The organism is Alphaproteobacteria bacterium HT1-32, assembly GCA_009649675.1.
In the GTDB taxonomy this organism is placed as follows: Bacteria; Pseudomonadota; Alphaproteobacteria; order Rhodospirillales; family HT1-32; genus HT1-32.
The window spans coordinates 326,659-347,002 of record WJPL01000002.1 but is presented as its reverse complement, the minus strand read 5'-3'; the positions used below and the strand labels follow the sequence as shown (position 1 = coordinate 347,002).

The 20,344-nt window shown below is 58.4% G+C and carries 17 protein-coding genes; 9 read left to right on the top strand and 8 right to left on the bottom strand.

The genetic code is table 11. From position 1 onward, the window contains the following. Positions 1-35: 35 nt before the first annotated feature. The 5 genes from GH722_13080 to amrB all read right to left on the bottom strand — a co-directional run bounded on the left by GH722_13080 (position 36) and on the right by amrB (position 7,648). Positions 36-1,640 (bottom strand): choline dehydrogenase, encoded by a 1,605-nt coding sequence (locus GH722_13080; GenBank protein ID MRG72696.1) that lies wholly within the window; start codon positions 1,638-1,640, stop codon positions 36-38. Positions 1,641-1,972: 332 nt separating this feature from the next. Continuing rightward, complete coding sequence (locus tag GH722_13075) at positions 1,973-2,914, bottom strand: threonylcarbamoyl-AMP synthase (GenBank protein MRG72695.1); 942 nt, start codon at positions 2,912-2,914, stop codon at positions 1,973-1,975. A gap of 20 nt (positions 2,915-2,934) precedes the next feature. Next, positions 2,935-3,720: a 3'(2'),5'-bisphosphate nucleotidase CysQ gene (cysQ, locus tag GH722_13070; GenBank protein ID MRG72694.1), complete on the bottom strand. Its 786-nt coding sequence runs from the start codon at positions 3,718-3,720 to the stop codon at positions 2,935-2,937. Further along, a complete protein-coding gene (locus GH722_13065) occupies positions 3,717-6,053 on the bottom strand; it encodes a molybdopterin-dependent oxidoreductase (GenBank protein ID MRG72693.1) in 2,337 nt (778 codons plus the stop codon). The genes cysQ and GH722_13065 overlap by 4 nt, the downstream gene beginning before the upstream one ends. A 155-nt stretch (positions 6,054-6,208) precedes the next feature. Continuing rightward, the gene (gene amrB / locus GH722_13060) at positions 6,209-7,648 is read right to left on the bottom strand and encodes an AmmeMemoRadiSam system protein B (protein MRG72692.1); all 1,440 of its coding nucleotides are present in this window, start codon (positions 7,646-7,648) and stop codon (positions 6,209-6,211) included. A 279-nt stretch (positions 7,649-7,927) separates the two neighbouring features. Here amrB and GH722_13055 point away from each other — a divergent pair, with 279 nt between their 5' ends. From GH722_13055 to GH722_13015, 9 genes are read left to right on the top strand one after another with little or no spacing between them, the layout of a single operon-like run. Next, positions 7,928-9,448, top strand: coding sequence for a replicative DNA helicase (locus GH722_13055; protein ID MRG72691.1), 1,521 nt, complete (start codon positions 7,928-7,930; stop codon positions 9,446-9,448). Beyond that, entirely contained in the window at positions 9,445-10,563 is a 1,119-nt protein-coding gene (gene alr, locus GH722_13050; protein MRG72690.1) for an alanine racemase, read from the top strand. Before GH722_13055 ends, alr begins: the two co-directional genes overlap by 4 nt. Continuing rightward, positions 10,560-11,333, top strand: coding sequence for an MlaE family lipid ABC transporter permease subunit (locus tag GH722_13045; protein ID MRG72689.1), 774 nt, complete (start codon positions 10,560-10,562; stop codon positions 11,331-11,333). Before alr ends, GH722_13045 begins: the two co-directional genes overlap by 4 nt. A gap of 1 nt (position 11,334) precedes the next feature. Beyond that, positions 11,335-12,108, top strand: a complete 774-nt coding sequence (locus GH722_13040; GenBank protein ID MRG72688.1) for an ATP-binding cassette domain-containing protein — start codon at positions 11,335-11,337, stop codon at positions 12,106-12,108. Further along, positions 12,105-13,505 (top strand): DNA repair protein RadA, encoded by a 1,401-nt coding sequence (gene radA, locus GH722_13035; protein MRG72687.1) that lies wholly within the window; start codon positions 12,105-12,107, stop codon positions 13,503-13,505. The genes GH722_13040 and radA overlap by 4 nt, the downstream gene beginning before the upstream one ends. Next, complete coding sequence (locus GH722_13030) at positions 13,498-14,166, top strand: CvpA family protein (GenBank protein MRG72686.1); 669 nt, start codon at positions 13,498-13,500, stop codon at positions 14,164-14,166. The genes radA and GH722_13030 overlap by 8 nt, the downstream gene beginning before the upstream one ends. Positions 14,167-14,191: 25 nt before the next feature. Next, positions 14,192-15,655 (top strand): amidophosphoribosyltransferase, encoded by a 1,464-nt coding sequence (locus tag GH722_13025; protein ID MRG72685.1) that lies wholly within the window; start codon positions 14,192-14,194, stop codon positions 15,653-15,655. A gap of 2 nt (positions 15,656-15,657) precedes the next feature. Continuing rightward, positions 15,658-16,380 carry an SDR family NAD(P)-dependent oxidoreductase gene (locus GH722_13020; GenBank protein MRG72684.1) on the top strand — a complete coding sequence of 241 codons (723 nt, stop codon included), beginning with the start codon at positions 15,658-15,660 and terminating at the stop codon, positions 16,378-16,380. A 5-nt stretch (positions 16,381-16,385) separates the two neighbouring features. After that, positions 16,386-17,063: a methyltransferase domain-containing protein gene (locus GH722_13015; GenBank protein ID MRG72683.1), complete on the top strand. Its 678-nt coding sequence runs from the start codon at positions 16,386-16,388 to the stop codon at positions 17,061-17,063. Here GH722_13015 and GH722_13010 read toward each other — a convergent pair. The 3 genes from GH722_13010 to tenA form a co-directional block, all read right to left on the bottom strand. After that, positions 17,060-18,262 (bottom strand): CoA transferase, encoded by a 1,203-nt coding sequence (locus GH722_13010; protein ID MRG72682.1) that lies wholly within the window; start codon positions 18,260-18,262, stop codon positions 17,060-17,062. The two genes, GH722_13015 and GH722_13010, sit on opposite strands and share 4 nt — an antisense overlap. Positions 18,263-18,793: 531 nt before the next feature. Then, entirely contained in the window at positions 18,794-19,561 is a 768-nt protein-coding gene (locus GH722_13005; protein ID MRG72681.1) for a TSUP family transporter, read from the bottom strand. Between the two features lie 117 nt (positions 19,562-19,678). After that, positions 19,679-20,344 (bottom strand): thiaminase II, encoded by a 666-nt coding sequence (gene tenA / locus GH722_13000; GenBank protein ID MRG72680.1) that lies wholly within the window; start codon positions 20,342-20,344, stop codon positions 19,679-19,681.

Genomic DNA, 20,344 nt, shown 5'->3' with positions numbered 1-20,344 from the left:
ATGCTACAGGATCACAGACAGAGCCGTTCACCATCTCATCCCAGAACCAGATCCGCCCCTTTCTCGGCAATCGCGATGACGCCGGCATTCAGATTGGCCGACGGCATGTTGGGCATGATGGAGGCGTCGATGACGCGCAGGCCTTGCAGCCCGTGTACGCGCAGATGGTCATCAACGACGGTCGTCGGGTTATCGGCGGGGCCCATGCGGCAGGTGCCCATGGGGTGAAAGGTGGTGGTCCCCCGTTGTTTGAGGGCTTCCATCAGGTCTTCATCACTGCGGACCGCTTCACCCGGGAAATCCTCACCGTCGAAAAAAGGTGCCATGGCCGGGCTGTTCAGGATGGCACGGGCCATCTTCATACCCGCCAGCACAACCTGACGGTCGGTTTCATGCGACAGATAGTTTGGCTGAATCAAGGGCTTGTCGAACGGGTCACCGGTCAGAGCCTTCACATATCCGGTGCTTTCGGGACGCTGCTGCCAGCAGGCGACGGACATGCCCGGAAACTTGTCGAGGACCGCCTGACGACCGGAGGTGTAGCTGGCGGGCATGAAGGATATCTGGAGGTCTGAATTGGCGATGGCCGGGTTGGAACGCCAGAAGGCATAGACCAGGGTTGCCGGCAGCGACAGGACACTGGGCCGTCCCAGCAGCCATTTCGCCACCTCCGGCACCAGACCCAGCCCCTGTGCCCGCTGGTTGATACTGTCGCTGTTCTTCACTCTCGCCGTAAAGCGTGGGGCATAATGGTCGCGCAGGTTCTGGCCGACCGCTGGCAGGGCATGACGAACGGGAATGCCAAGGCCCGCCAGATGCACCGGATCGCCGATACCGGAGAGTTGGAGCAGTTGGGGTGAATTGATGACTCCACCGGACAGAATGACCTCTCGGCTGGCCCGCAGGCTATGATTATCGCCGTCACGCCCGCCGACGCGATAGTTGACACCCGTGACCCTGCGCCCCTCCAGTATCAGGGACGTAGCCTGTGCCGAGGTGATGACGGTAAGGTTGGGTCGTGACCGGACGGGTGTCAGGAAAGCGCGGGCCGAACTCATGCGGCGGCGGCGATAGATCGTGCGCTGGGTGTAGCTGATCCCCTCCTGCTCGGCGCCATTATAATCGGCATTCCGGGGGATACCGAGGCTTTCGGCCCCGGCGATGAAGGCCTCTGCCAGCTGATGTGTCCAGTCGGTATCCGTGACATGCAGATTACCGTCGCGTCCCCGATAGACGTCATCACCGCCACCAACCTTCGTCTCCGCCCGACGGAAATAGGGCAGCAGGTCATCGTAGCCCCAGCCGCGGTTCCCCATCTGTGCCCAGCTGTTGAAATCCTCGCGGTTGCCGCGGGAATAGATATTGCCGTTGATCGAACTGGAACCGCCCAGCGTTTTGCCGCGCGGCACAGGAATTGACCTTCCCCCCGTCCATTCCGACGGCTCGGTCTGGTAACACCAGTTGAAGACCGGATCATCCATCAGCTTCATGAAGCCTGCGGGAATATGAATGAATGGATGCCAGTCCTTTGGACCCGCCTCCAGCAGACAAACTTTGTGCTGTCCGCTCTCGGTCAGCCGGTTGGCCAGCACGCAGCCCGCCGATCCCGCACCGATAATGATGAAGTCAAATGTCTGCATAACCCCGGAGGCCTCCCATCCCCCTGCGAAGCTACTGTCCCCGGCGTTTCCTGTACAGAGGGCGGTGTCAGGTTATGACCGTTTTTGGGATGACACAGATGAACACAGATAAACACGGATGGCTCTGGGAACCGGGGTCTTGGTGTAAGTCCGTGTGGTGTGCAGAGACACCGGAACTTCTGCGCCCAAAGGGCGCGATACATCTTTCCAGACAGGCGCCCGGCCTCATTCGTCAATCATACCCGGGTTACCGGGGCCATCCGTGTTTATCTGTGTTTATCTGTGTCATCATCCCACTTCCCCCGTTCCGGTGCCATGCCTGAAAGCACCCGTCACCCGCGAGGGGCGGCAGCACGGGTCAGGCGATCGTTGATGGCACGGCCGAGGCCGGTATCGGGAATCGGGGCGATGGTCATTATCCGGGCCGGTCGCCGGTCAAGCTGATGCATCATGGCAAACAGATTGGCTGCGGCTTCCACCAGGTCGCCGGTGGGGCTGAGATTCAGGTCGCCGTCACTGTCACCAAAGCCAAGATGAACGCCGCCCGGTTGCGAAGAAACCTGATCAAGCATAACCGGAAGCGAGGGTGCATAATGGCTGGTCAGCTGGCCGGGGGATTTCGGTGCTGTGTCATCGCTGGCCGCCAGCCTGACCGGGCCTGTCAGTTTCTCGATCTCCTCCTGCGTCACGCCGCCGGGGCGGAGCAGAACAGGCTGGTCCCCGGTCAGATCAAGCACCGTCGATTCCAGACCGATCTGGCATGGCCCGCCATCGAGAATGAGATCGGGTCCGTCACCGAGAGAGCTCGCCACATGCTGCGCGCTGGTGGAGGTAATGCCCCCGGACCGGTTGGCACTGGGGGCAGCCACGGGGCGCCCGACCTGCTCCAGCAGACGCCGGGCAATGGGGTGGGCCGGAATGCGAATGGCAAGGCTTGGCAAGCCTGCACTGGCCAGCAGCGAAACCCGGCAGTCCGGCCGGCGCATCAGCACCAGCGTCAGGGCACCGGGCAAAAACCGTTCCGCAAGAACGTGAGCCATGTCATGCAGCACAACATGTTCTGCCGCGGCTTCGAAGGACGGGAGATGACAGATCAGCGGATTGAAGCTTGGCCGACCCTTGGCTTCGAAAATACGCGCAACGGCCCGGTCATCTGTGGCATCTGCCCCCAGCCCGTAAACCGTCTCCGTCGGGAAGGCGACCAGCCCCCCGGTAAGCAGCAGTCCCGCCGCCCGGTCGATACCGGTGGAGGACGCCTCGACAATACTGGTCATTGCCTGCGTTTCTCCGTTCGTCAGTCCTGCTGTCCACGGGCAATGAAGTGGGGGTTTTCGAATCCCGGCTTGCCGTAAATCATCGGCCCGCCCTCGAACAGTTCCACATCACCGCTGGCACCCAGCAGCACCGCATGAGCGGCAGCAACATCCCATTCCATTGTCCGGCCAAACCGGGGATAGAGATCAGCCTTGCCCTCTGCAATCATGCAGAATTTCAGTGAAGAACCCGCCGTCATCCGCTGCTTCACCTTAACCCCGGTCAGGAAGTTCGACAGAGCCTCGTTATTGGCATGACTGCGGCTGGAAACGACCGTAAGCCCGCCGCGCGGCGGCATACGTGCTTCAATCACTTCCGGCAGGCCACCGTCACGCTCTACTGTGGAAGGCGCCGGAAAGGCTGCCTGATAGGTGACATCCAGTGCCGGGGCGTGAACCACACCGAGAACCGGGCGACGGTCTGCAATCAGGGCAATATTGACTGTGAATTCCCCGTTACGGCGGATGAACTCCTTGGTGCCGTCCAGCGGGTCAACCAGCCAGAACACGCCACCGGAAATATCCGGAATATTACCCGCATCGACCTGTTCTTCGGTGACAATCGGAATGCGCGGGGTCAGTGCCTGCAATGACTTCAGGATGACGATATCGGCCGCATGGTCGGCATCTGTCACCGGGGAATGGTCATCTTTCGAGCGAACATCGAATTCGCTTTCATAGACCTCCATGATCCGGTCACCGGCTTCAATGGCAATGGCACGGATATCGGCAAGAATATCAACGGGCTGAAACGGAAGCGTCGTCATTCGGCAGCCGCCTTGCCAGCCTGATTGATCGCAGTCCAGACCGCTTCCGGTGTCGCCGGCATATCAACCGTGCGGACACCAACCGGCGCCAGCGCATCGCAGATTGCATTGATAACCGCAGCACAGGCACCGATAGCCCCGGCCTCGCCCGCGCCCTTGACGCCAAGCGGATTGTTGAGACAGGGCACAACATTGGTCGAAAAGTCGATGGGCGGAATATCCGTGGCCCGTGGCAGGCAATAATCCATGAATGAACCGGTCAGCAACTGACCGTCACCATCAAACACGGTACGTTCGTAAAGCGCCTGACCAATGCCCTGAACCGTTCCGCCATGCACCTGACCTTCCAGCATGATCGGATTCAGGATATTGCCGAAATCATCAACGATGACGTAATTGACCAGTTCGGTCATGCCGGTTTCCGGATCAATCTCCAGTTCACAGATATGCGACCCGTTCGGATAGGTTCCCCCATCCGGCTTGAAGGTCTCCATACTGTTCAGGCCCGGCTCTGCGCCTTCCGGCAGATTTGCCGGGTCTTTCGCAGCTTCAGCCACATCATAGAGGCTCATCTGCCGGTCGGTACCGGCGACCGTGAAGACACCCTCGGAAAATTCCAGATCGGCTTCAGCCGTCTCCATGGCGTTGGCTGCGACCTTGCGGGCCTTGTCCAGCACCACCACAGCCGCCGCATCCAGCGCCGCGCCACCGACCGGGATCGAGCGTGATCCGCCGGTGCCAGCCCCGGTGGCAATACGGTCGGTATCACCCTGTTCGATATGAATACTGTCGAACGGCACACCAAGACGTTCCGCGACCAGCTGGGCATAGGCCGTTTCATGCCCCTGCCCGTTGCTCTGTGTACCAATCAGCACTGTGATCTGTTCCGGCTTCTCAAACAGAATCTGGGCGCTTTCCGGGCCACCACGTCCGCAGATTTCGATGTAACTGGCCATCCCGATGCCGCGTAATTTGCCGCGGGTCCGGGCTTCTACCCGACGCTCCTCGAAACCTTCCCAGTCACTGCCCGACATGGCGTCATCCATGTTCCTGGCAAAGTCGCCGCTGTCATAGGTATGTTCCAGTGGCGTTGCGAACGGCATTTCCTCGGCCCTGATGAAATTCCGGCGCCGGAATTCACCCTGGCTCATCCCCAGTTCGCGGGCACAGACATCAACCATACGCTCAATCGCATAGGCGGCTTCCGGACGACCGGCACCGCGATAGGCATCAATCGGCTGGGAATGCGTATAAACACCGAATACTTCCGCATGAATGGCCTGCATCCGGTAACAGCCGGGCAGCATCGGATGTCCCAGTGAGGCCGCCACCATTGGCGCGAAGTAGGACAGATAAGCCCCGAGATTGGCAAGTGTCTGGCATCGCAGTCCGACAATCACGCCCTTCTCGTCACAGGCCGCCTCAAGATGCGACACATGATCGCGGCCATGAACGTCGGACAGGAACAGCTCCGAGCGGTCACAGGTCCATTTGACGGCGCATTTCAGTCGACGCGCGGCCCATGAAACCGCGGCATCTTCCGGATACAGGAAGATCTTGATGCCGAAGCCGCCGCCAACATCCCCGGTCACAATGCGGATATCTTCGCGGTCCATTCCCAGCAGCTTGGCGATTTCCCGCTTCCAGAAATGCGACCCCTGGGTTGAGCCATGTACGGTCAGCCGGTTGGTCGTGGTATCCCAGCGCGCCAGAACCGAGCGTGGTTCCATCGGATTGGCAACGACCCGGTTATTGATAATCGTGACCTTGTGGGTCGAGGCTGCCGAGGCAAAAGCCGCATCGACCTTGTCTTTGTCACCCGTGGCCCAGTGGAAGGCTGTGTTATTTTTCACATGTTCCGGCCAGACTTCCGGCTGTCCGCTGTCCATTGCGGATGCCAGGTCAGTGACCGACGGCAGCATTTCATAATCGACCTGAACGGCCTCGGCTGCGTCCTGCGCAGCGTCCACGGATGTTGCGACCACCATCGCGACCATATCACCGACAAAGCGCACCCGGTCAGCCGCCATGATCTGCCGTGGCGGTGTCGCCTGCGGCGTTCCATCAATATTTTCCATCGGCGCGAGGCAACGAAGCGTCCCGACCTTATCCTCAGCCAGTTCCTTCGCCGTCAGAATGGCGACGACACCCGGTATTCCGGAAGCATCTGCCGTTTCCAGCTTCCTGATCCGGGCATGCGCATAGGGACTGCGCACCATCACGGCATAATGCTGGCCGTCATATCTGACGTCATCAGCATAGTTGCCGCTACCTGTTACGAGACGCTGATCTTCCTTGCGGCGCACTGGCTGGCCGACACCAAACTTTATCATGCCGTCTGTCTGTCCTTGAACTCGGGTTATGTCTGCAATTGCGTGTAATTATGATCCTAGAAAATCAGATCAGCCAACACCACAGGCGATATGGTGTCCGGAGGGAAATGTTTCACTTCCAGCAGACACCTCTGTCTGCAAGGGAAACTCTGGCTTCAAAGACCGAAACGGACATCCCGGTTCCAGATGGCATAGGGATTTTCGAGGTCCGTGTCTTTCAGCTGGCGCGCAAGAAAACGCTGAATGCGAATATCCGGCGACCAGTAATTTTCCGGCAGACCTGCCTTGCGCTTCAGATTATTCAGGAATGACCGGGGGTCGGGCAACCCTTCCCATACCATCGGCAGGAACAGCCCCCGTTTCTGCCCCTCAATCATGATCAGTCCGTCTTCACCCGGTGTGATCTTGCGCAGCAAATCCTCTTCATCCTCGAAGGACATCTCTTCGGGCTTCGTCAGAACAGAGATTGAAAGCGCGATGTCCGACACTTCGCCTTTATCCAGCGGCCTGAAGCGGCGATCCTTGAAAGCTGCCTTATAGGCGTTTTCCGATACGTCCCGGGCCAGCGCCTGATGAGCCAGCGGTGAGCCGATACAGCCCCGCAGATTGCCGCTGCGTTTCAGGGTGATAAAGCTGGCTCCCGGCTCCCGGCATTCCTGTGGCCAGTCTTCCAGATCAACATGCACAGGTGCCCCGTTGATAATTCCGTTCTCAATAGAACTCGCCGCCAGCCTCAGCAGGGCTTCTCCGTGGCGCTTCAGCAAACCGTCGGCATGGGCTGCTTCGGCGGAGCCTTCACTGCTCTCCGTTTCATCAAATACCCAGCTGCCATATCCGACGACCCGGTCTTTCGACCCGGCGGTGTCGCCGCTGTTACGCATATCCACAGTCTTTGCCGACAGTCCCCGCGCCTTCGCAAGTGCCAGCAGGCCACTAACCGGCACACGTCCGCAGGCATGTTCACCATCCAGAGGTCCTGAATCGAGGGACTCGATAGCCGCACAGGATTCTGCATCCAGCTTTTTCGCCTCATCATATCCATGATAGTGGCTGAGATCGGACGAGATGACGATCAGGGTTTCGGGACCGCCCCACAGCATTTCAAGAAGCTTCGCCATCTGCGCGGCTGACGCCCGTCCGGCAGCAATCGGCACAAGCGTGAATTTCGTCAGGATACGCTGAAGAAAGGGCAGGTGAACTTCCAGACTATGTTCCTGCGCATGCGCCTCGTCTGATTTCTGGGCAAACGGCAGGTCGAGCACTTTCTCGATCACTGCCTTGTCGAGCGGGATGTCGCCCAGCGGGGTGCGAAAGGCATCTACCGTCGGCAGGGCAACACCGTCGATCGCGACGCGATGGCAGGGGCCAATCAGAATGACGCGGCGAATACGGTCCTGCGCCGGACGAATGCGGGCATAGGCGCTGGCAGCAACCGGACCGGAATATACAAACCCGGCATGCGGCGCGATGATGGCCTTGGGTACCGCGGCAATACCTTCGACCTGCGAAAGATAAAACTGCACTGCCGCATCAAGTTCCGCCGGACGGGACGGATAGAAGGTTCCGGCGACAGCGGGGGGGCGAACGGTTGGCATGGCATGAACCCTGAGTGACTGTGTCCCCGCAGGGTAACCGAAACCGGGGTGCGGGGAAAGAAAGCGACGCAGATTCGACTCTGTCCCGCATGGCCGGCTTCCGGCCTGTATCTGCCCCTCTTCAATCCGGTGATTTCTGAACAATTCACATCTTATCCACATTAATAACGGGGACAGAATGGAACCGATAGTGAACCTTTCCCGGGTCAACAGAGTTTTCTGACGGATTGATGAAAACTTGATGCTGCATTCTACCCGCAACAGGGAGTAGGTTGCTGCATGGCAAATGCACTGATGGAAACTGATGACGCCGTCGATGACGGGCGTCTTTTAAGAACCCCCCCGCACAATTTTGAAGCCGAGCAGGCCTTGCTGGGGGCTATCCTTGGCAACCAGCGTGCCTATGAGCGGGTTTCCGAATTTCTGCGCCCCGAACATTTCGCCGATCCCGTGCATGGCCGCATCTATGATGCCTGTGGCCGCCTGATCGAACGTGGCCAGATTGCCAACCCGATTACGCTGGCCCCTTATCTGGAAAATGATGAGGTTGTCCGGGAAGTCGGCGGGCAGCGCTATCTGGCGAAGCTGGTGGCCTCGATGGTCACCATCGTCAATGCGGAAGACTATGCCCGGCAGGTTTATGACCTTCATATTCGCCGTGAACTGATTGATCTCGGCGAAGGCATGGTCAACGAGGCCTATCTGCCGAAGATCGACGAACCGGCAATGAACCAGATCGAGGCAGCGGAGCAGAAACTGTTCAACCTCGCAGCCTCCGGCGAATCAGAGCGTGGGTTCGTCTCTTTCCATGACGCCGCGACAAAAGCCGTCGAACTGGCAGAAGCCGCCTACAAACGGGACGGCCATCTCAGTGGTATTTCGACAGGTCTGCGGGATGTCGATAACAAGCTTGGTGGCTTGCATCCTTCCGATTTGCTGATTCTTGCGGCACGCCCTGCCATGGGGAAGACATCATGGGCCACCAACGTCGCCTTCTATGCAGCCCAGGCCCGGCGTAATGCGCTGGACCGGGGAGAGGAAGGTCCGGAACTGGATGGCGGCGTTGTCGCATTCTTCTCGCTCGAAATGTCGGCTGACCAGCTGGCCACACGTATCATGGCAGAAGCCACCGGCGTTTCCGGTGATCGCTTCCGGCGTGGTGATATTGACGATGACGACTTCGACCGCCTGACACAGGCAATGACCGTTCTCAGTCAGATCCCGCTGTTCATCGATGATACACCTGCACTATCGGTCAGTGCCCTGCGGACACGTTCCCGCCGGCTGCAACGTATTCACGGCCTTGACCTGATCGTCGTCGATTATCTTCAGCTGATGCGCGCCAGCCCCGGCACGCGAGTGGAAAACCGGGTGCAGGAAGTTTCGGAAATCACGCGGGGACTGAAGGCACTCGCCAAGGAACTCAGCGTTCCCGTCATCGCCCTGTCCCAGCTCAGCCGTCAGGTGGAAAACCGCGACGACAAGCGCCCGCAGCTTTCTGACCTTCGTGAATCAGGCTCGATCGAGCAGGATGCCGACGTTGTCATGTTCATCTATCGTGATGAATATTACATGTCCGACGAGCCGCCAGAGCGACGCGACAGTGAAACGGATGAACACCATAATTCACGTGTCGAACGCTGGCAGCAGCGCCGGGAAGAATCGCGAAACATCGCCGAACTGATCATTGCCAAGCAACGTCACGGGCCGACAGGTACGGTTCGTATGTACTTTGAAGGCGAAATCACGCAGTTTCGTGATCTGGATGAGTTTCACGATCAGGGCAATTTCAGCGAATGATTACTTCCGGTCCCGCAAATGACATCGCCGGGGCGTTTCTTACCATCGACCTGGACGCCATTGCGGCGAACTGGCGCCAGCTTCAGGGCCGGACAGCACCGGCGGAATGTGGTGCCGTGGTCAAGGCGAACGCCTATGGCCTCGGGATCGAACATGTTGCCCCCGTATTGTGGGATGCCGGCTGCCGGACCTTCTTTGTGGCGCATATTCACGAAGGCATACAGTTGCGGGAAATTCTGCCGGAGGCCGGTATCACCGTCCTGAATGGACTGATACCCGGCACGGCACCGGTTTTTCTTGAGCATAAACTGACACCAACCCTGAACAGTCTGGATGAAATCTCAAACTGGGCCCGCCTTGGCCGGATGCGCAGCGGGCTGGCCGGATGGATACATGTCGATACCGGCATGTCCCGGCTGGGGCTTGATGAGCAGGAAGCAAAAACCCTGATTGCTGAGCCTGACCGCCTGACCGGCCTCTCTCCGGTCGGACTGATGACCCATCTGGCCTGCGCCGACATGCCTGACCATCCGACGAATGAACTCCAGCGGCAGGCGTTCAACAGCTACCGGCAGGCATTGCCGATGTGCAGAACCAGCTTTGCCAATTCCTCCGGCCTGTTTCTGGGCAATGAATTCACCAGCGATGTCTCCCGGCCCGGGGTTGCCCTCTACGGCGTCAACCCGACAGCGGAAAAGACCAACCCGATGCGGCAAGTTGTTGAACTTCATGGGAAAATACTTCAGGTCCGTCAAATTGACACCCCCCGGCCCGTTGGATATGGTTCCGCCTTCGAAGCGCCGGAAGGCTCTGTACTTGCAACCGTTGCGGTTGGCTATGCAGATGGTTTCCTCCGTGCGCTGAGCGGTGCGGCGGTTGGGTTCATTGATGGTATGGAAGTGCCAATGGTTGGTCGTGTATCCATGGATACCATCATCTTTGACATTACCGCAGTTCCCGAACGCCACAGGAAAGTCGGACAGCTGATCGAACTGATCGGCCCGAACCAGCCTCTCGACGCCATTGCCGGACGTGCCGGCACTATCGGCTACGAAATACTGACATCCCTCGGCGAACGATATCATCGCCATTACCGGACATCTGATTCTCAATGAACCCGCTGGCGCCAATTGGCCGAATTTTCATCGCCTTTCTGGCCGCAATCGGCCGGATTTCGGTTTTCACCATCATTGCCCTTTCGCACTGCGTCCGGCCGCCGTTCTATTTCCGGCATATCGGCCGGCAGATGCTGGATATCGGCTATTTCTCACTGCCTGTCGTCGGGTTGACGGCACTGTTCTCCGGCATGGTTCTGGCGCTGCAAAGCTATACAGGTTTTGGCAGCATCGCCTCCGAAGCTTCCGTCTCCAGAATTGTTGTGCTGTCTGTCACCCGTGAACTTGCCCCGGTGCTGGCCGGTCTGATGGTTGCGGGCCGCATCGGCGCTGCCATGGCGGCAGAGATTGGCACCATGCGGGTTACCGAACAGATCGACGCACTGACCACGCTTTCAACTCAGCCCATGAAATATCTCGTTGCGCCGAGAATTATAGCCGGGCTGACCATGATGCCCTTCCTGATCCTGATCGCCGATATCATCGGAGTGTTCGGCGGGTATGTCGTGGCCGTCTATAAACTGGGCTTCAACCCTGCCGTCTATATCTCCGGCACATGGGATGCCCTTGAAGGTATCGGCGTTATTTCCGGACTGGTGAAGGCTGCCGCTTTCGGCTTTCTGGTCGCCCTGATGGGCTGTTACCACGGCTATTACTCCAAAGGTGGCGCCCAGGGTGTCGGTGCGGCGACTACATCCGCCGTGGTTTCCGCATCTATCCTGATTCTGGTGTTCAACTACATCATCACCGAACTCTTCTTCGGCGCCTGATATGACTGATCAGCCCAAAATAGACATCCGGGGGCTGCACAAGTCATTCGGCAAAAAGAAGGTCCTGCGTGGTGTCGACCTGTCCATCGGGAATGGCGAATCGGTCGCCATCATCGGTGGCTCCGGCTCTGGCAAATCGGTCACCCTGAAATGCCTGCTGGGGCTGTTACAGGCTGATGAAGGTGAAATCCTGATTGATGGTGAGGATATCACCGCCGCAACCGGCACCGCACATGACGCCATGATGTCTCGGATCGGCGTGCTGTTTCAGGGGGCCGCTTTGTTTGATTCACTGCCGGTCTGGGAGAATGTCGGGTTTGGCCTGATCGCGGAAAAGGGGATGCGCCGCAAGGATGCCCGTGAAGTGGCTATTGAAAAGATGGCGCTTGTCGGACTGGCTCCGGATCTTGCAGACAGATCGCCTGCTGATCTGTCTGGCGGTATGCAGAAACGCGCCGGGCTGGCGCGGGCCATTGCAACCGAACCTGAAATCGTTCTGTTCGATGAACCAACGACCGGTCTTGATCCGCTGATGGCTGACGTCATCAACGATCTGATTGCAGACTGCGTTGTGGATCTCGGCATTACCGCGCTGACCATTACTCATGACATGCGCAGTGCTGCTGCCATCGCAGACCGGGTGGCCATGCTTTATGAGGGCCAGATCACCTGGAGTGGCCCGGTCAAGGATCTCCGCGACAGCGGTAATCCGGTTATGGACCAGTTCATCCGCGGCGATGTGGATGGTCCGATCCGGGTTCTGGGGCATTCATGAAAAAATCCGCCTCCCGTTATGTCTGTCAGGAGTGCGGTGCCAGCACGACCCGGTGGGCAGGTCGCTGTGACGGATGTGGTGCCTGGAACAGTATCGTTGAAGAAGCTGTGCCGGAGACCGTCCCGAAAGGACTGGGCAAGACAAAGGGACGCCGGATCAACCTGGTGCCATTGAGTGGGGCCTCTGCCACAGAACCACGACGACCGACCGGCATTTCAGAGCTGGACCGCGTCAGCGGCGGCGGACTTGTCCCCGGATCAGCCATTCTGATCGGAGGCGATCCCGGCATCGGCAAATCAACCCTGCTGCTGCAGGCGGCTGCACAGGCTTCAAGAAACTCCCGTGCCATCTATATTTCCGGTGAGGAAGCGATAGACCAGATCCGGATGCGGGCCTTTCGTCTGGGGCTTTCCGATGCACCGCTCGAACTGGCTGCCGCAACGAATGTCCGCGACATCATTGCAACCCTGCAGGAAGGCCCTGCCCCATCGGTTGTCATCATCGATTCCATCCAGACCATGTTCCTCGACAATCTCGACTCTGCGCCCGGCACGGTTGCCCAGGTACGGTCGTCAGCCGCTGAACTGGTCCGCATTGCCAAGCGCGTGGGTTTCGCCCTGTTTCTGGTTGGTCATGTCACCAAAGACGGCGGCATTGCCGGCCCCCGGGTACTGGAACATATGGTCGATACCGTCATGTATTTTGAAGGCGACCGGTCGCACCAGTTTCGTATCCTCCGGGCCGTAAAAAACCGATTCGGCCCGACAGACGAGATCGGCGTTTTCGAAATGTCCGAAGGCGGGCTTGGCGAAGTCGCCAATCCATCCGAAATATTTCTCGGCGACCGGGATTCGAAAGTCAGCGGAGCCTGCGTCTTTGCCGGTATGGAAGGCAGCCGCCCTGTCCTTGTGGAAATTCAGGCACTTGTGGCCTCATCTTCCCTCGGAACACCGCGCCGGGCCGTTGTCGGATGGGATTCCGGACGACTGGCCATGATCCTGGCGGTGCTTGAAGCCCGCTGCGGCCTTGCCCTTGGCGGGTGTGACGTATATCTGAACGTCGCCGGTGGCTATCGCATCAGCGAACCTGCTGCAGATCTTGCCGTTGCTGCGGCTCTGGTCAGTGCACAGGCTGATTGCGCGATGCCGGAACGGACCGTCGTTTTCGGTGAAATCGGCCTCGGCGGCGAAGTCCGTGCTGTCGGACGCGCCGACGCAAGATTACGGGAAGCGGCGAAACTCGGCTTTGAAAGGGCAGTCACGCCGGATATGAAGAAAAACAAAGTCAAATCCACGGACGGAATTGCCCTGGAAACCGTCAGCCATGTTGCCGATCTGGTCGCCAGCATAGCCCAGCGCGCCGGTGGCCTGCGACAGAGTGAATCCGATTATGAGTAACTGGCCCGACCATATCGTCGATATCGCCGTTCTGGTGCTGATCGTCTTATCCGGCGGTCTGGCCTTTTTTCGCGGTTTCGTGCACGAAGTTCTGGCTGTCGCCGGCTGGGTTGGTGCCATATTCGCTGCCTGGTATGGCTATGGCGAACTTTCCCCCTATCTACAGGAACTGATTGCCAACAAGAAGACGGCAGACATTGCAGCCGGGATCATCCTTTTTGTTGTGACTCTGGCGCTGTTATCGCTGTTCACCCGTGCGGTTTCACGCCGGGTGCAGGAAAGCGCCCTGAATGCAGTCGACCGGTCACTGGGCTTTCTGTTCGGTATTGTCCGCGGCGGCGTCATTGTCTGTCTCGGCTGGATGCTCATCAGCTGGACCATTCCGCCTGAGGATCAGCCGGGCTGGCTGACCAACACCCGCACGGCCCCCCTGGCGGAAAAAGGCGCTAAAATCCTGCGCGGGCTGGCACCGAACAGCGAACGTGCGGGCGCCAAAGCGGCAGATGACGCGAAGAGCAAGCTGAAGGGCGCACTTGATGGCGGCAGGCTGTTTGAACAGCTCGTCGTACCACCTCCCGCCAAAGGCAAGGACGAAGCACAGGGCGGATACAGTTCAGACGACCGCAAAAAAGCCGACGAACTGATGAAGCAAACGCAGTAATGCACAACGCATCCCGGAGCGTGACATGACAGGCCATACCAACCCCTTCGACGATGACAAGCTGCATGAAGAATGCGGCGTGTTCGGCATTTTAGGCCATGTCGATGCCTCTGCGCTGACCGCTCTTGGTCTGCACGCCCTGCAGCACCGGGGACAGGAAGCTTCCGGCATTGTCTCCTACAATCACGAAAATGGTCAGTATTACACCCACCGGGGCCTAGGCCATGTCGCAGACAACTTCGGTCGCGACGATGTCATCAAGCAACTCCCCGGGGCCTGTTCAATCGGCCATAACCGGTATGCCACAACCGGCGATACGATCCTGCGGAATGTCCAGCCGCTGTTTGCCGAACTCAGCTTCGGCGGTTTCGCGGTCTGCCATAACGGCAACCTCACCAATTCCATCGATCTGCGTAAACGTCTTGTGAAACGCGGCTGCATCTTCCAGTCGACAATGGATACGGAGACCATCATTCACCTGGTCGCCATCAGCGAACAGACGAGCGTCGTCGACCGTATCATTGACGCAACCCGCCAGATTGAAGGTGCCTATTCCTTTCTTGCCATGACCGATACGGCTCTGGTCGGGGTACGTGATCCGCACGGTGTCCGCCCGCTGATTCTCGGACAGCTGGATGGCGCTTACCTGCTGACATCCGAGACCTGTGCGCTCGACATCATCGGCGCCGACTATATCCGCGATATTGATCCCGGCGAAATGGTGGTCATCACCGAAACCGGCATTCAGTCCATCAAGCCCTTTCCGAAACAGAAGCACCGTTTCTGCATATTCGAATATATCTACTTTGCCCGACCCGACAGCGTCCTTGAGGGAAAGTCTGTCTATGATGCACGCACGCATATCGGTGCCGAACTTTCCCGCGAAAGCAGTGTCGAGGCTGATGTTGTCATCCCCGTCCCCGATTCAGGCGTCCCTGCGGCAATCGGCTATGCCCATGAATCCGGTATCCCCTTCGAACTTGGCATCATCCGTAATCATTATGTCGGACGAACCTTCATCGAACCGACAGACAATATCCGTCATCTTGGTGTGAAGCTGAAACATAACGCCAACCGGGCGATCATCGAAGGCAAGCGGGTCATTCTGGTTGATGATTCAATCGTTCGCGGCACCACCTCCCGCAAGATTGTCGAGATGGTACGTCGCGCCGGAGCGGCAGAAGTACATATGCGTATTTCCAGCCCGCCAACCGCGCATCCCTGCTATTACGGAATCGACACACCGGAGAAAGAGGAACTGATGGCCTCTCGCTTTGATCTGGCCGGCATGGCACGCGAAATCGGCGTCGACAGCCTCGCCTATATCTCCATGGACGGACTGTATCGTGCCATGGGCGAGGCCGGTCGAAACAATGAAAGCCCGCAATTCTGTGATGCCTGCTTCAGCGGCGAATATCCGATCACGGTTTTTGACCGCAAGTCCGGCAAGGCACCGGCCCAATTGTCCCTGCTGTCGGAGCGATCCTGAACATGTCTCTCGACGGCCGGATTGCCCTGATCACCGGGGCCTCTCGTGGTATTGGTGCCGCAACCGCCAGGCGGCTGGCCCGTGACGGTGCGCATGTCATCCTTGTAGCCCGTACCGTCGGCGCACTGGAAGAAGTCGACGATGATATTCAGTCCGCCGGCGGATCAGCAACGCTCGTCCCGCTCGACCTGCGCGAGCATGACAAGATCGACCATATGGCCGCATCAATCTACGAGCGCTGGAAGAAACTTGATATTCTGGTCGGCAATGCCGGTATTCTGGGTGAACTGACCCCGGTTTCCCATCTCGCACCAAAGATCTGGGACTCTATCCTGCAGGTTAATGTCACCGCGAACTGGCGGCTTTTGCGAGTCTTCCATCCCCTGCTTCTGCAATCCGATGCCGGTCGTGCTGTCTTCATGACCTCTGGCTACAGCGGTGGCTCCCAGCCCTTCTTCGGGGCCTATGCGGCAGGACAGGCGGCGCTCGAAAGCCTGGTCAGAACCCATGCTATGGAAACAGCGGAAACCAGCGTCCGCACCAACCTGTTTGCCCCCTTGCCAGCCCGCACTGCCCTGCGCGCCTCCGGCTTCCCCGGCGAGCCGGAAAGCCGGCAGGTTCATCCGGATCAGGTTGTCGAACAGCTGATGCCGCTGCTACAGCCGGACTGGCAGAAAAACGGCGAGGTTGTCAGCATGATAGCCCCCGCCCCGACAGGGGGGTAATCCGTATGAAGGAAACTTCAAAAGCCATTCAGAGACGGCTGCATGACCCGAACTTTGCCAACCGTTATTTCATTGGTGTCGGGCTTGATATCCTCGGTGGAAACGATCCGCTCGGCCTCTACAACGAGCTGTTTCCGAAACTGAAAAGCGTCCGTGCCTGGGGCCCGGATGACGGCAATGTCCAGACTCTGGCCGACCTGAAGGATGAAAGCTTCAATTTCGTTCACTGCGTTCAGGCGCTGGCCCGTGTCGAAGATCCGAAACAGGCATTGGCCAACTGGTTCAGGGTCCTGAAACCGGGCGGGCATCTGGTGCTGACCCTGCCCGATGAAGATCTGTATGAACAGGGCCGTTTTCCGTCAACCTTCGCCCCCGGACATCGCTGGACTTTCACAATCCACAAGACCAAAAGCTGGAGCCCGCGCTCCATCAACCTGCTGGATACGGTCGTGCGTATTTCACCGGCGGTCGAAATCGTGAAAGTGGAACTGCTGAACGCCACCTATCGCTATAAACTGCCCCGATTCGACCAGACCCTGACGCCGACCGGCGAATCTTCAATTGAACTGATCCTGCGCAAGCGCCCTCAGACAGAACTCGACTTCGGCGGACATTCTCCACGTCCGGGTGAGGTAAACGAGAAACTGGCGGGGCTGCTGACCGGGCTTCCCGTAAAGCGCTAAATCACTCCCTCTGCCTTGAGCGTCTTCCGCTCCTCATCGCTCAGACCAAGCCAGTCGCCATATACAGCGTCATTGGCATCGCCAAGCACAGGCCCGAGCGAAGTCACTTCCCCCGGTGTCTTTGACAGACGGGGCACCACACCCGGTACAACCACATCACCCACACCCGGCACATCAACGGTCGTCAGGGTACCCCGGTCCCTGAAATGCGGATCTTCGAAGATGTCGGCGATGGAATTGACGGCACCGGCGGGAACGCCATTCTCGGTACAGATTTCGATGACCTGATCCCGGTCCATCGAGGTGGTCCAGGCAATCACCTCCGCCAGCACGGTTTCACGCCCTGCCAGCCGGTCCGGCTGCTTGCCATAAGCCGTGGCAAGGTCCGGTCTGTTCATCGCAATGCAAAGCCGCTCGAACATTTTGTCCGTTGTGCAGGCAATCGCCATAAACTTGCCGTCGCCTGTCGGGAAATGGCCATGCGGGCATGCATTCACGGTGCCCGAGCCTTCCGGTGCACGGACAAACCCGTCACGGGCATAACGTGGTGCAATTTCGTCCAGCGCCCGGAAAATGCTTTCATACAGGGCGCAATCGACAACCTGCCCTTCGCCTGTTGCATCCCGGTGTCGCAGCGCCATCAGCACACCGATGCAGCCGTTCATACCGGTCATGTAATCGGCCAGTGACGTTGACCCCGGCGTTACCGGTGTCTCACCGGGGTTACCGGCCAGATGTGTGAGCCCGCCATAGGCATGGGCAATACGGGCAAAACCCGGCCGGTCACGATAAGGACCGGTCTGGCCATAACCGGAGACGCGGAGCAGAACGAGCCCGGGATTTATGGCACTCAGCACATCCCAGCCCAGCCCCCATTTCTCCAATGTTCCGGGGCGGAAATTTTCCACCACCACATCGGCCTCGGCCACCATACGCTTGAACAGTTCGCTGCCACGCGGGTCGCGCAGGTTAAGCGTGATCGACCTTTTGTTCCGCGCTTCGGTCAGCCAGGCCAGCGAACTGTTTGGCTGTTCCGTGGGCGTACCATAACGCCGCCAGGGATCACCACCCGTCGGCAGTTCGATCTTGATAACATCCGCGCCGAACTCTCCCATGATTGCCGCCGCAAACGGGGCAGCAATGAAACTGGCGATATCAAGGACACGAAGACCGGACATCGGTCGGTTATCAGCAGTCATGGTCGGCACTCGCATGTAATTGAATCCATAAGCTTTCTGGATCGCAGGAATGATCCCTGCGGGCAAGCCTCAGATGCAGTCGGCGTGATGATCCGGGCATCTTTACCATTCTGCCCGCCGCCTGTTTCAAATATTCTTGATTGTCGCATAAAGCATCGTGCACGGTCGGACAGATATCCTGTATGATGAATTTACAGACAATGCTGAATGTTCAGCGTTACGCTATCCGGAATCCGTCCGGTCACTCTCTCAAAAGTTCGCGATTATTCCTGCCGGTCTCCGTTCAAGAACGCCCGGCAGATAACCTGTACCCGCCATGTCAGACCTTCTGACGCCGGGACATTTCAAGGGATGCAGCATCATGGGTAAAGGTGACAATCAGCGCGGCAATCGGGAAGCCAAAAAACCGAAAAAAGTCAAAGAAAAGGTCCTGGCAACCGCCAATTCCAACGCCGGCAAGCCAGTCATGCCATCGGCGGCCAAGAAGGGTAAATAGACCTTCACATCCCCCGCTAATCGGACGTTCGTCTTTTAAAACAGCGAACGTCCGAGATAACCTTCGAGCCCCGTCCAGAGCAGACGCAGCGCCAGAATAGTCAGCAAACCACTGAGGAACGGCTTGAAATAGGTCTTGCCCGATTTGATCAGCATGCGCTTGCCAATCACCGTACCGATCTGACCGCAGACCACCATCGCGACGATCAGCGGGATATAGGGGGCGAAGGTAAATCCCAGAACACCGAACGCCACCACCTTCAGCAGATGCTGGGCGGTCATCATGATCGCATGTGTGCCCGTATGCGCGACCGGGTCCAGCTTCATGGTTTTGACGATAGCGGAAATAAACGGCCCGGTTGCACCGAAGAACATGGTGAGAACCGCAGAGAAGATACCGCTGCCGATCAGGTAGCGCCCTCCCAGGGAAGGCATCTTTCCGAACACTGTCCACAGAATGAACAGCCCGATACCCGCCTCAATCGCCCAGGGTGCGATATTCACAAATACCGCCCCGCCAATCGCCACGCCGATCAGCGTACCGACAAAGAACGGCCAGAGTGACCAGATATCAATATGCTTCAGCAGTAATGCGGCCCGGCCACCGTTCGAGCCAAGCTGGACAATACCATGCACCGGGATGAGCGCCGTCGGCGGCAGCAGCACGGCCATGACCGCAACCATGATCGTGCCACCACCAAGACTGAGAGCTGCCGAAATGAAGGAGGTAAGGAGACTGACGCCAATCAGAACCACCGCCCCAAGCGGGCTGAGTTCAGGCGGGAGATAAATAAAGTTTTCCATTAACACGGGATACACCGTCGCCAGACGCCAGGAAACAGTAATGTGATATCAGAATATTATTCCGTTTAGCCTGAGAAACATTTTCTTCCTGAAGCCTGTCACCAGTCATGTCCCCGGTTATTCCAGCCCCATATCCCAGAATCCGACTTCAAGCCGGGTTGCATCCGTGAATGTCTTCTCCCAGCTTTTCCACTGCTGGCCGTCAGGCGTGACTTCGGATGTCAGTTCATCAAGCATCCGGGATTCGGCGGCAGCAACTTCCGCATATTCGTTACCCGAATACATATCAATCCATGCCTGATAGGGGTTACCGTCGCGTCTGGTTTCCGGCCATTGCAAAATCCATTGCGCGACCTCGCCATAGCCCAGAATGCAGGGAGCCAGAGCCATATGCAGATCAGCGAGATTGCCCGCCATGCCGCGTTCCAGCACATAGCGCGTATAGGCCATGCAGGCCGGGTGCTCCGGAATGCTTTCCAGCCGTTCTTCCCCGATGCCCCAGCCGGCACAGAACTCGACATGCAGACCGATCTCGATATCCAGTATCGCCTCCAGCCCGCCTCTGGCCTGGCGCATGCGCGCCAGGCTGTCGGACTTGTAGATGGCCAGCGCATAAGCACGGGCAAACTGGATCAGGAACAGATAGTCCTGCTCCAGATAATGCCGGAATTTGGCTGCCGGAAGATCGCCTCTGGCAATGCCCCTGACAAAATCGTGGGTGATATAGGCATCCCAATCCTTACGGCAGACACCCTTCAGGCGGTCAAAGGCAGCCGTGCTCAT

Coding starts and splice junctions, on each gene's coding strand:
- GH722_13080 (MRG72696.1), bottom strand. CDS start 1,640: ATGCAGACATTTGACTTCATCATTATCGGTGCGGGATCGGCGGGCTGC.
- GH722_13075 (MRG72695.1), bottom strand. CDS start 2,914: ATGACCAGTATTGTCGAGGCGTCCTCCACCGGTATCGACCGGGCGGCG.
- cysQ (MRG72694.1), bottom strand. CDS start 3,720: ATGACGACGCTTCCGTTTCAGCCCGTTGATATTCTTGCCGATATCCGT.
- GH722_13065 (MRG72693.1), bottom strand. CDS start 6,053: ATGATAAAGTTTGGTGTCGGCCAGCCAGTGCGCCGCAAGGAAGATCAG.
- amrB (MRG72692.1), bottom strand. CDS start 7,648: ATGCCAACCGTTCGCCCCCCCGCTGTCGCCGGAACCTTCTATCCGTCC.
- GH722_13055 (MRG72691.1), top strand. CDS start 7,928: ATGGCAAATGCACTGATGGAAACTGATGACGCCGTCGATGACGGGCGT.
- alr (MRG72690.1), top strand. CDS start 9,445: ATGATTACTTCCGGTCCCGCAAATGACATCGCCGGGGCGTTTCTTACC.
- GH722_13045 (MRG72689.1), top strand. CDS start 10,560: ATGAACCCGCTGGCGCCAATTGGCCGAATTTTCATCGCCTTTCTGGCC.
- GH722_13040 (MRG72688.1), top strand. CDS start 11,335: ATGACTGATCAGCCCAAAATAGACATCCGGGGGCTGCACAAGTCATTC.
- radA (MRG72687.1), top strand. CDS start 12,105: ATGAAAAAATCCGCCTCCCGTTATGTCTGTCAGGAGTGCGGTGCCAGC.
- GH722_13030 (MRG72686.1), top strand. CDS start 13,498: ATGAGTAACTGGCCCGACCATATCGTCGATATCGCCGTTCTGGTGCTG.
- GH722_13025 (MRG72685.1), top strand. CDS start 14,192: ATGACAGGCCATACCAACCCCTTCGACGATGACAAGCTGCATGAAGAA.
- GH722_13020 (MRG72684.1), top strand. CDS start 15,658: ATGTCTCTCGACGGCCGGATTGCCCTGATCACCGGGGCCTCTCGTGGT.
- GH722_13015 (MRG72683.1), top strand. CDS start 16,386: ATGAAGGAAACTTCAAAAGCCATTCAGAGACGGCTGCATGACCCGAAC.
- GH722_13010 (MRG72682.1), bottom strand. CDS start 18,262: ATGACTGCTGATAACCGACCGATGTCCGGTCTTCGTGTCCTTGATATC.
- GH722_13005 (MRG72681.1), bottom strand. CDS start 19,561: ATGGAAAACTTTATTTATCTCCCGCCTGAACTCAGCCCGCTTGGGGCG.
- tenA (MRG72680.1), bottom strand. CDS start 20,344: ATGAGCACGGCTGCCTTTGACCGCCTGAAGGGTGTCTGCCGTAAGGAT.